This window comes from Bacillus cereus group sp. Bc061 (genome assembly GCF_027715825.1).
Classification (GTDB): Bacteria; Bacillota; Bacilli; order Bacillales; family Bacillaceae_G; genus Bacillus_A; species Bacillus_A paranthracis.
The window spans coordinates 759768-771598 of record NZ_JAQFTZ010000002.1 but is presented as its reverse complement, the minus strand read 5'-3'; the positions used below and the strand labels follow the sequence as shown (position 1 = coordinate 771598).

Sequence of the window (11831 nt, the reverse complement as noted above, 5' to 3'; positions counted from 1 at the left end):
TTATAATACCTCCAATTTTTCTGAAGATGATTTATCCCAAAGGTCTGTAAACATCCAGCATCGAACTTTACTTCCATCTTGTGTGAGTTGAAGTTCTGGAAGAGTATTGTGACATAGTTCTTTTGCATGTGTGCATCTATCAGCAAAGCGACATCCGCTCGGCATATGGTATGGACTCGGTACGGATCCAGGAATAGTTTGTAACTCTTCTTGGTCTGTATCGAGTCTTGGAAGAGATTGAAGAAGTCCGATTGTATAAGGATGTTTTGGACTAGTAAATATATGCTCGATATCTGCATATTCGACGATTTTTCCAGCGTACATAACGGCGACTCTATCGCATGTTTCTGACACGACTCCTAAGTCATGTGTAATCATGATAATTCCCATACCGAGTTGTTTTTGAAGTGATTTCATAAGTGATAATATTTGGGCTTGAATTGTTACATCAAGAGCAGTTGTTGGTTCGTCTGCAATGAGTAAATCTGGATTGCAAGCAAGTGCCATTGCAATCATAATGCGTTGTCGCATTCCTCCGCTTAGTTCATGAGGCTCTTGTTTTGCACGCTTTTCAGGAGAAGGAATTCCAACTAGTTTCAACATATCTACGGCTTTATTCCAAGCTTCCTTTTTATTTAATTTTTGATGGATACGAATTGCTTCTGCGATCTGTTCCCCAACAGAATATACTGGATTCAAAGATGTCATTGGTTCTTGGAAAATCATTGAGATTTGATTTCCGCGAATTGCACGCATTTCAGCTTCGTTTTGTTGTAATAAATCTTTTCCTTTAAATAAAATGCTCCCCTCAATTTTACTGCCGCTTTCTCGGTCAATTAATCTCATAATGGATAGAGAAGTGATACTCTTCCCACAACCAGATTCACCTACGATGCCGAGTGTTTCTCCTTTAGAAACAGAGAAATTTAAACCATCAACCGCTTTGCTTACACCTTCGTCTGTAAAGAAATGTGTTTTTAAATCTTTAACTTGTAATACCTCTTCCTTTTTATTCATGTTTGTGCACCCCCTTAATTAAGCTCAATACGTTTATTGAAATGACGGTATAAAATATCAACAATAAGATTGACTAGAACGAAGATGACCGAGGCGATTAATACGCCTCCTTGTAACATTGGTAAGTCTCTCATTCGGATGGCGTCTACGATCAATCTTCCAAGTCCATTTATAGCAAAAACTGATTCTACTAAAACTGTACCGCCTAAAAGGGCACCAAATTGTAATCCAACAACAGTAATAACGGGAATTAATGCGTTTCTCAAAGCATGTTTATATATAACAACTCTTTCTTTTACCCCTTTTGCTCTTGCTGTTCGTATATAATCTTGGCGTATAACATCAAGCATACTTGAGCGAGTCATACGTGCTACAATTGCTGCGCCAGATGCACCAAGTGTAAGTGCTGGTAAAACCATGTGCATCCAAGTTCCCCAACCAGAAACCGGGAATATTTGAATTTGGACAGAGAAGTAGAAAATGAGCATAAGTCCAAACCAAAAGCTTGGTAATGAGACACCTAACAAAGCGATAATCATAATAGAAACATCTGTCCAAGAATATTGCTTTGTAGCAGAGATGATACCAGCAATCATCCCAATTACAACTGTAATGACGATACTACACAGTGCGAGTTCAATAGTGATTGGAAGGCGGATTAATACTTCGTCTAACACTGGGCGGTTAGAACGAATTGAAACCCCGAAATCTCCTTGTAATATATTTCCGATATAAGAGAAATATTGCATGATAAAGGGTTTGTCTAATCCTAATTGATGGCGTATTTGCTCGACAGTTTCTTTTGATGCTCCTTCACCAGCGATAAGGAGAGCTGGGTCACCGGGTACCATTTGCATAATTAAGAAAACGACGAATACAACGCCGAAAAGAACGGGAATTAATTGTAGTATTCTACGAAAAATAAACATTAGCATGTATAATGCCCCTTTCTATTTTTTAAGTCTCGGATCTAGTGCATCACGTAATCCGTCACCAAACATGTTTAAACCGATTACGAGTGTAGACATTGCGATTCCAGGAAACATTGCAATATGTGGTGCGGTAAATAAAAAGTCGCGCCCATTACTTAACATGGCACCCCATTCAGGTGAAGGTGGTTGCGCTCCAAGTCCTAAAAATGATAATCCAGCTGCAGATAAAATTGCTGTAGCTAAGCGTAAAGTAGCTTGGACGATAATAGGTGATAAGATATTAGGGAATATGTGTTTCATAATAATAGTAAAATCATTTGCCCCTAGTGCTCTTATAGCATCGATATACTCTAATTTTTTTACTGTTAATGTAGAAGCTCTAACGATACGAGCGAACATAGGGATTGAGAAAAAGCCAATAGCGATAATTACGTTCACAAGACTTGGTCCTAGTGCGCCTACAATGGCAAGAGCAAGTAAAATACCAGGGAAAGCTAGCATAATATCAATGATTCGCATAATGATTGTGTCAAACCATCCACCGTAATAACCAGAAATGATACCAAGAATAATGCCAAACAATGCCCCTATAAATACAGAAGAAAATCCAACAAGTAACGAAAGGCGTGTCCCGTGTAAAAGGCGGCTTAAAATATCTCTGCCTTTATCATCTGTTCCCATCCAATGTTCCATAGATGGTGGTTGTAATTTGTTAACTAACTGAATATCAAATGGATTGTAGGGTGCTAACAATGGGGCAAATATAGCTATTAAAATATAGAAAAGAACGATAATACCCCCGATAAATGCCATCTTATTTTTTTTCAGTTTTCGATAGCTAATGATCCATTTCGATGTGTTCTTCGTTTGAATTGTTTGCAAAGAAGTATTTTCTTCTTTAGAAAGACGAACTTCCATTTTTTATACCTCCCTTTCTTTCTTTATGATTAAATTATCAGAAAATTAAAACAAGTCAACGAGTTTAAAACAATAAGTAAAGAAAGTGCAAATAGAAGTAAAGATGTTTCAAAATAATTCAGAAAATTCAATAAGTAAAGAAAGTGCAAATAGAAGTAAAGATGTTTAAAAACTTTTTTCGCAAAGTTATTTATAATTACAAATACATAGACGAAATTGAAAAGAAAGGGTGGTGGAATGATCTGCTATTAGAAAGTAGGGGATAGAAAGCTAGATGTAAGGTTTCACTTTAGGATGTAGAGATAAAAGAAAGTGGAGGGGGAAGGGCGATGAGATTCAAAAGGGGACTTGTGATTTGTTTTATCACAATTTTATGTCTTTCAGTTTTTCTAGCGGGGTGTTCATCTAATACGAAGACAGGAAATGAAGGATCAGGAAGCAATGGAACAAAAGAAGGCGGTGTTTTAACAATTGCTAGACTGTCAGATGCTGATAATTTAGATCCGCATTTTATTACAAACATCCCTTCCGCAAGTGTTGTGTACCATAAAGTATATGAAAATCTTGTACAGCGAGATAAAAACATGGATTTTAAGCCGATGTTAGCAAAGGAATGGAAACAAATTGATGATTTAAATTGGGAATTTAAGTTGCAACAAGGAGTGACATTCCAAGATGGTGCACCATTTAATGCTGAGGCAGTAAAGAAAAACTTTGAACGTGTATTAGACCCGAAAGTAGGTTCAAATCGAGCAACTGTTTATTCCATGATTCAAGAAATAAAAGTAATTGATGAATATACAGTACAGTTCGTATTGAAATACCCATACTCACCTCTTTTATCTATTTTCGCAAGTAATGAAGGAAGTATTTTAAGTCCGAAGGCAATTGATGAAAAAGGGAAAGGCTTAGCGCAGCATCCGGTTGGGACAGGTCCATATACTTTTAAATCATGGAAACCAGGTGAAGAAATTCGCCTTGAAAAGAATAAAAATTATTGGGGTGAAAAATCAAAGATTGATGAAGTGGTATTCAAAGTAGTACCAGAAGATGCAACACGTATTGGAATGATTGAAACTAGTGAAGCTCACATTGCAGAGAATTTACCTGTAACTGAAGTAGAACGTGTGAAAAATTCACCATCTATGGAGTTAATTGAAAATGAAGGTTTAGGTGTAGAATATATTGGATTTAATGTACAGAAAAAGCCATTTGACAACCCGCTCGTTCGTCAAGCGATTGCACATGCAATTGAAACGAAAGGGATTTTAAAAGGGGTATATAACAATGTTGGGACTGAAATAAACTCCGTAATGACTCCTAAAGTGTTCGGTTATACGAAAGACGTAAAAGGATATAAGTATGACATTAATACTGCGAAAAAATTATTAGCAGATGCTGGTTATCCAAATGGATTTAAAACAACAATTTGGACGAATGACAGCAAAGTTAGAATGGCGTTAGTGGAAGTAATTCAATCTCAATTAAAAGGGATTGGCGTTGATGTAGAAATTAAAGTTATGGAATATGGTGCGTTTTTAGCTGCAACGAATAAATCAGAACATGCGATGTTTGTTGGAGGATGGGGAAACGCAACAGGTGATGGTGACTATAATCAATATAATTTATTCCATTCTAGTTCACACGGAGCAACTGGTAACCAATTTTTCTATAGTAATCCGGAAGTAGATAAATTAATAGAAGAAGCTAGAAAAGAAAAAGATGAGACGAAGAGAAAAGAATTATACAAACAGTTACAAGAGATTGAATTAAAGGATGCTTTACTAGTACCAATTCGAGGGATTAATCATATTGCGGCAACTACGAAAAATATAAAAGGATTTTGGATTGATCCATCTGGGTATTTGCGACTGGAAGGTGTAGAACTACAGTAAAATAGAAAATTCTATCAGTGTAAAAATGATTTTACACTGATAGAAATTTTTATCTGTTTTTGTTTCGTTTGTAAGTAGAAAAATCATATTGCGAAGGGAGATTGACAAAGTGAGTGTGAAATCACAATATTGGTTAACGAATGTAAAACTTGAATGTGGGTACGTATATGAGGAAGCGCGAATTACAAGTACAGAAACAGAAATTTGTAGTTTATTTATTGAAGATGGAAAGATTACGAACATATTACCTGGAATTGTATCAGAGCAAGATGGTGAAGTAGTAAATGCAAATGGTTTACTGGCATTACCAGCATTTGAAGAAATGCATATTCATATTGATAAAACGTATTATGGTGGACCATGGAAAGCATGTACACCAGTAAAAAGTATATTCACTCGTATTCATGAGGAGCAAACTATTCTTCCGAAGCAATTAGAAACTGCAAAGAGTAGAGCGGAGAAAATGTTGCAATTACTTCTTGAAAATGGAGCGACAAATATTCGAACACATTGCAATATTGATCCTGTAATTGGTCTTGGGAATTTAGAAGCAACGATTGCGGCACTGGAAACATATAAAGATAAGTTATCAGCAAAAATTGTAGCATTCCCGCAACACGGTTTGTTAAGAAGTAATTCCGTAGGGCTTGTAAAAGATGCTATGCGTATGGGAGCTCATTTAGTAGGTGGAGTAGACCCAGCCACAGTAGATGGTAATATTGAAAAATCATTGAATACAATTATGGATATTGCAGTAGAGTTTGATTCAGACATTGATATTCATTTACATGATGCGGATCAACTTGGAACATTTACAATGAAGAGATTAGCTGCACTAACAGAAGAAGCAGGGTGGCAAGGAAGAGTTACGATTAGTCATGCTCTTGGACTTGGAGATGTATCTGTAGAAGAAGCGGAGGAAATGGCTGAACGACTTGCGGCATTAGGTATTGATATAACGTCAACAGTTCCAATTAGTAGACATGTAATTCCAGTTCCGTTATTAAATCGTAAAGGTGTAAAAGTTTCGCTAGGAAATGATAGTATAACTGATCATTGGTCTCCGTTTGGGACAGGAGATATGTTGCAAAAGGCAAATTGTCTAGCGGAGAGATTTAGATGGATTGATGAGCGCTCTTTAGGGAAAGCACTTCAGTTTATTACGGGTGGGAAATCTATATTAGATGATCAAGGAAATCGTCAATGGCCAAAAATTGGGGATGAAGCAAATATCGTCTTTACAGAAGCATCATGTTCAGCTGAGGTAGTAGCAAGACAAACAGAGCGCTGTGCGGTTTTATATAAAGGGAATGTTGTTGCTGGTAGTTTGGAAAAAACGGCTATAAATAATCTTGTTTGAGAGGATGATTGAAATGCAAAATGTGTATTGGTTAACGAATGTACGATTAGAAACAGGTTACAAGTTTAATAATGAAGTAGTTACAGGTACAGAAACAGCTTTGTATCATTTACTTATACAAGATGGAAAGATTGCAAAGATTGTACTTGCGGATGTACCGCTTCAAACGGAATATGAAATGAAAGATGCGAAAGAATTGCTTGTTCTTCCGTCGTTTGTGGAAAATCATTTTCACCTTGATAAGACAAGACTTGGTGGTCCATGGGAAGCATGTACACCAGTAAAAAATATTATTGAGAGATTAGAGTTAGAACAGCAGGAGTTACCAATTTTAGCTCAAACAACTGGAGAGAGAGCAGAGTTATTACTAAGCAACATTTTAAATGCTGGTTCGACTCATATACGAACGCATGTAAATATTGATCCGTATATCGGTCTTAAAAACTTAGAATCTGTACGTCAAACTTTAGAGAATATGAAAGATGCGTTTACATATGAAATCGTAGCATTCCCGCAGCATGGTTTACTTCGTACAGAAGCGCATTCTCTTATGAGAGAAGCGATGAAAATGGGCGCAACTTTAGTAGGTGGTGTAGATCCAGCTACTGTAGATAATAATATTGAAAAATCACTTTTTGATATGATGGAAATTGCTGTAGAAGCAAATGCCGATGTTGATTTGCATTTACATGATGCAGGGCATTTAGGTATTTATACAATTAAAAAGTTAGCTCAGTATACAGAGGAGGCTAGTTGGGACGGACGTGTTGCGGTCAGTCATGCGTTTAGCCTAGGAGATGTATCTAAAGAAGAAGGAGCAGATATGGCAGACTTATTAGCTGAAAGAGGAATGTCTATTATTACGACGGTACCAATTAACAGAAATATGCCGCCAGTACCATTACTTACAGAAAAGGGTGTTTCCGTTTCTTTAGGTTGCGATAGTATGTTTGATTCATGGGGACCATTTGGAAATGCTGATATTTTTGAAAGAGTAGGGCGTTTAGCGGAAAAGTATCGCTGGATTGATGAAAAGTCTTTAGCTTCTTCTTTAACTTATATTACAGGTGGAAAAACGCCATTGGATCAAGACGGAAATCAAGTTTGGCCTAAAGTAGGAGATAAAGCTGATTTTGTTTTCTTACAAGCTACTTGTTCAGCAGAAGCGATAGCTAGACGTGCACAGCGACCTGCTGTGATGAAAGGTGGAAAAATAGTAGCAGGTTCCTTGCAACATGTTCAAGGCGTATTGATTTAATTTACGTATCTCCCTAATTTATCCCGCTTTAACGGGCAGTAAGACCCCCACCTCAAAATTCAGCGGAAGCAAAGAAGTTAGGTGGGGGATCAACTGTCCGTAAAAGTCCGATTGGTTCAACTAATAATCAGTGGGGATGAACAAAACCCCCACTGATTAAAGTTTCACTTTATATATATTTTTTCAAGGGTTCCTAATGAAAGAATAGGAATCCTTCTTTTTTACGAGAAAAGGAGGGGAATAGATGACACGTACATATATATTACTGTTTATATGTGTAGTAGTTTGGGGGAGTAATTTTATATTTGGTGCGATTTTAGTGAATACATTTCATCCGGTGTTGTTAACGACACTTCGCTTACTATTTATTAATTTGTTTTTTCTAGCGTACGCTATTATGTGTAAGAAAGGCTTATATATAGAAAAGAATGAAATGAAAGGTGTATTATTAATTGGAGTCATAGGTGTCGCGATTAATCAATGGTCTTTTTATGAAGGGTTACAAACAGCAGATCCAACAACAGCTGCGCTAATATTAGCACTTACTCCTGTCATGACTTCTATTTTAGCGGTATTTATTTTAAACGAACCGTTAACAGCTAAGTTAGTAATAGGAGGGGGAATTGCTACTTTTGGAGTGTTTTTTGTAATTGGTGTTGGGCAGAGGTTTGTCTTTTCAGAAGGGTTAATATGGATTTTTATAACGATGCTATCTTTTTCTTTATCTATCGTTTTAATTCGGAAATTGGGGAACAGAGATGATATGTTTTTGATTACATTCTTTTCTTCAATTTTTGGTTTTTTAATTATGCTACCGTTTCTTGCTTTTACCTTTTCTCACATAACGTTGAAATACTCTATAGAGAGTTGGTCGCTTCTTATTGTGACAGCAATACTTATGCATGGAATTTGTACATTGGCTTGGAATAATCAATTGAGAAAAGCACAAGCATCAACAGCAGCCATGTTTTTAAATTTAGAACCATTCGTTACGATGGTGGTAGGCTATATTATATTGCAGAAAAGTGTAACAGCTATTCAAATAATTGGAGCTGTTTTTATCGTTTGTGGAGTGTACACTGCGACATTTGGATACGGGAAGAAATCGAAGGGACAAAAAGTTTTGTTTCGAAAAGCTACGTAATAGTATAGTGTGTATTTCTATGTGAAATGTATGGAAGGGATGAAAAATTTGGACAATCAACATAACCAAAATCATATTATGGGAACTTTGCAATGGTTTATCTTTTTATTAGCGAATTCAATCGCATTACCAATTGTCGTTGGCGGATTATTTCATCTTACGACGGAGGAAATATTTTATTTAATGCAGCGTACATTTTTTGTAGTTGGTATATCTTCTTTTTTACAAGGGTGGCTTGGACATAGACTACCAATTGCAGATGGACCAGCTGGATCATGGGTTGGCGTATTTACCGTACTTGCTTACGCAACGGTCGGGCAAGATCAATTACACAGTACATTGCAAATTTTAGAATTAGGAATGATAATCTCAGGTGTTATTTTAATAGGACTAGGAGTAACTGGTTTCATCGGACGTATTTTATTTTTATTTACGCCACTTGTGACAGGGACGTTTTTACTTTTATTATGCTTACAATTAAGCGGTGTATTCCTAAAAGGAATGCTAGGAATTACTGCTACTGTTTCTCAAATTGATGCATTTACAGCGATAATTGCGTTTAGTATATTTCTTTTCGTTATTATACTATCTAATTTTGGGAAAGGTTTTGTCAAAAGTTATGCGGTTTTAATAGGATTAATTAGTGGGTGGATTCTTTTTCTCATTGCAGGAAAAGTGACGATTCCATCTCAAGTAACTCATTTTGTGCAACTTCCGCAAATATTTGCTTGGGGACTTCCAAAATGGAATACAGGTATGGCAGTATCAAGTTTCGTTATGGTATGTATTTTAGTTTCAAATACAGTGGCAGCTATTATAGCGATTAATCAAGCTACCATTCAAAAAGCGACTATTGAACAGAAACAGTTGAAGGATGGAACGTGGGTTGGAGGCATTTCACATATCATTTCTTCCATATTTTCAACTGTAGGTGTCGTGCCGTTACCGGCAACGGCAGGATTTATACGTTTAACGAAACAAAAATATATACGTTCGTTCTTACTAGCATGTATGTTACTAGTCGTAATGTCGCTGTTCCCAAGTATTATTCGTTATTTAGCATCTTTACCATCCGCTGTCGCATCTGCGGTTTTAATGGCTTCTTTCGTACAGTTAATTGGAATTGGGTTAAATAATATAAAACAAGTGGAGCTTAATGAAAGGAATGTAACAATTTTAGGCGTTGCAGTATTATTTGGTAGCGGCGTTATGTTTTTACCGTCTGGAGCGCTCCAGTCCTTGCCGTCTGTCATACAATATATATTTGGAAATGGTTTGTTCGTAGGTACAGTTGTCAGCATATTACTAGAACAAATATGGCGTACCGAAAAGTAAGTGGATACAAAGAGTGAACGCACTGTATAAAAGTCTAAAATAACATGTGAAATAAAGCCCATTTTCATTCACCACCCGCACATTTCGTTCATACAATATCTTGACTAAATAAACACCCAACTTACACATACACAGCTCTGGCTTAAGCAAGGAGGGTTATACCAGTTGAAGGAAAAAGCGTATCAATCTAAACCTTTACTCACAAAGAGAGAGAGAGAAGTATTTGAATTACTGGTTCAAGATAAAACAACGAAGGAAATTGCAGGTGAACTTTTTATTAGTGAAAAGACAGTTCGCAACCACATCTCAAACGCAATGCAAAAGCTAGGGGTTAAAGGACGTTCACAAGCAGTTGTTGAGCTTCTTCGTATGGGAGAGCTCGAGTTATAAAAAGAAAGCCGACTTATATAAAGAGTCGGCTATTTTTTTGTTTCATGCGTTATATGAATGATAAGAACACTCCATACATAAATAAGTAGTAAGGAGGGGATATGTTGAAAAGGATATTGTTAGTTTCAACAAGCGCTCATGATATGAATGGACACCCGACTGGTTTGTGGCTGGAAGAGCTCGCAGCTCCTTATAACTTGTTTAAAAAGGCTAAGTTTGATGTTGATATTGTGTCGATACAGGGCGGTAGAGTGCCGATTGATAGAGTTTCTATTCCGAACGGGATACCTCGTGAATTTAAGCATGTCGCTTCTTTATTGCAAAATACGAAACCAATCTCAAATGTTCATTTTTCGGATTATGATGCGGTTTTATTTGGTGGTGGACACGGGGCGATTGTAGATTTTCCAGGTAATCCATATGTTGCAAATTTAATTGTGAATATGTACAACGACAACCGAATTGTAGCGGCTGTTTGTCACGGAGTAAGTTCTTTAGTCGGTGTAAAAAATAAGGACGGCTCGTTTTTTAGTGCGGGTAAGCATATAACAGGTTATACAAATGATGAGGAAAAAGCTGTACATTTAGAAAAGCGAGTGCCGTTTTTGTTAGAAAATAAATTGAAAGAAGAAGGGGCTTTGTTTTATGTTGCTCCAAATTTTACGCCGCACGTCGTAGTAGATGGGCGTTTAATTACAGGGCAAAATCCGCAGTCTAGTATGGAAATAGGGAAAGCTATAAGAAGAGCTGTAAATAAAGTATAGAAAAAGTGCTCGTTACTCATAAAGGTAGCGGGCACTTTTTTTATAGGATAAATGACCCCTTAAACTAAAAAGATGTATTGAGTATAGTGACTTCATTTATAATTAATCGTGAATTTGCTATACTATTTTGTATGGACAAAAGGGGAGGCTCTTTTAATGAGAAAAGTTGCGTGTGCAAATACTTATATTAATAAAATAAAGCCCGTTATTAGAAAAACGAGTTTTAGTCAATTGAAAATAGATGAAATTGCGAAGTATATGGATATTAGTAAAGCTACTTTATATAAACGTTTTTCTTCAAAAGATGAGATTATTGAAGCTGTGGTAGAAGATTTTATGAACTATCTTCTTGAAGGGGATGCGGATAATCAAGATGAAAGTATGTCTTTTGCAGAACGTTTCCAAAAGACGTTTATTCACTCTTTAAAATGTGTGACATACATTTCAGATGTCTTTTTACAAGATTTGAAAGAGGCATATCCGCACTTATCTGATCGGTTAGTCGCTGCACAACAAAATCGTAATCATAATTTGCAAATGTTTTTTGAAGCTGGTATGGAACAAGGTTACTTTAATAAAATGAACGCACAATTATTTATGGTGCAAGATGATGTGATGTTAAGACGTATAATAGATCATTCTTTTTGTATTCAGTACGATATTACGTTAAAGAAAGCGATACTTGATTTTTATCAACTAAAGAAGTATCAACTGTTTAAACCGGAGTATATAGAAGCAATTGATGATTCGGAAATTGAAAAAGAAGTTATGGCTATTTTGCAAATGATTTCGTAAAAAAGCAGATTTTCCTATATGAA

The 11831-nt window shown here is 36.3% G+C and carries 11 protein-coding genes; 8 read left to right on the top strand and 3 right to left on the bottom strand.

The features are described from left to right. From PDQ40_RS13360 to nikC, 3 genes are read right to left on the bottom strand one after another with little or no spacing between them, the layout of a single operon-like run. Nucleotides 1–1017 (bottom strand): ABC transporter ATP-binding protein, encoded by a 1017-nt coding sequence (locus PDQ40_RS13360; protein ID WP_001034321.1) that lies wholly within the window; start codon nucleotides 1015–1017, stop codon nucleotides 1–3. Nucleotides 1018–1031: 14 nt separating this feature from the next. Next, nucleotides 1032–1952 carry a nickel ABC transporter permease gene (nikB, locus tag PDQ40_RS13355; RefSeq protein ID WP_000928487.1) on the bottom strand — a complete coding sequence of 307 codons (921 nt, stop codon included), beginning with the start codon at nucleotides 1950–1952 and terminating at the stop codon, nucleotides 1032–1034. Nucleotides 1953–1967: 15 nt separating this feature from the next. Beyond that, the gene (gene nikC, locus PDQ40_RS13350) at nucleotides 1968–2867 is read right to left on the bottom strand and encodes a nickel transporter permease (protein ID WP_000453816.1); all 900 of its coding nucleotides are present in this window, start codon (nucleotides 2865–2867) and stop codon (nucleotides 1968–1970) included. A 329-nt stretch (nucleotides 2868–3196) separates the two neighbouring features. Between nikC and PDQ40_RS13345 the strand changes: the two genes are divergently transcribed. From PDQ40_RS13345 to PDQ40_RS13310, 8 genes are all read left to right on the top strand, one after another. Continuing rightward, nucleotides 3197–4762, top strand: coding sequence for a glutathione ABC transporter substrate-binding protein (locus PDQ40_RS13345; RefSeq protein WP_001211304.1), 1566 nt, complete (start codon nucleotides 3197–3199; stop codon nucleotides 4760–4762). Between the two features lie 109 nt (nucleotides 4763–4871). Next, the gene (locus PDQ40_RS13340) at nucleotides 4872–6122 is read left to right on the top strand and encodes an amidohydrolase family protein (RefSeq protein WP_000114203.1); all 1251 of its coding nucleotides are present in this window, start codon (nucleotides 4872–4874) and stop codon (nucleotides 6120–6122) included. A 13-nt stretch (nucleotides 6123–6135) separates the two neighbouring features. Further along, a complete protein-coding gene (locus PDQ40_RS13335) occupies nucleotides 6136–7380 on the top strand; it encodes an amidohydrolase family protein (protein ID WP_001181871.1) in 1245 nt (414 codons plus the stop codon). Between the two features lie 244 nt (nucleotides 7381–7624). Next, complete coding sequence (locus tag PDQ40_RS13330; RefSeq protein WP_000198920.1) at nucleotides 7625–8524, top strand: DMT family transporter; 900 nt, start codon at nucleotides 7625–7627, stop codon at nucleotides 8522–8524. A 30-nt stretch (nucleotides 8525–8554) separates the two neighbouring features. Next, complete coding sequence (locus PDQ40_RS13325; protein WP_000398837.1) at nucleotides 8555–9859, top strand: purine/pyrimidine permease; 1305 nt, start codon at nucleotides 8555–8557, stop codon at nucleotides 9857–9859. A 165-nt stretch (nucleotides 9860–10024) separates the two neighbouring features. Continuing rightward, the gene (gene gerE, locus PDQ40_RS13320) at nucleotides 10025–10249 is read left to right on the top strand and encodes a spore germination transcription factor GerE (RefSeq protein ID WP_000659484.1); all 225 of its coding nucleotides are present in this window, start codon (nucleotides 10025–10027) and stop codon (nucleotides 10247–10249) included. Between the two features lie 101 nt (nucleotides 10250–10350). Then, on the top strand, nucleotides 10351–11013 hold the full coding sequence (locus PDQ40_RS13315; protein ID WP_000919612.1) for a type 1 glutamine amidotransferase domain-containing protein: 663 nt from the start codon (nucleotides 10351–10353) through the stop codon (nucleotides 11011–11013). Between the two features lie 156 nt (nucleotides 11014–11169). Next, nucleotides 11170–11808 (top strand): TetR/AcrR family transcriptional regulator, encoded by a 639-nt coding sequence (locus tag PDQ40_RS13310; RefSeq protein WP_001233027.1) that lies wholly within the window; start codon nucleotides 11170–11172, stop codon nucleotides 11806–11808. The last annotated feature ends 23 nt before the right edge of the window (nucleotides 11809–11831 follow it).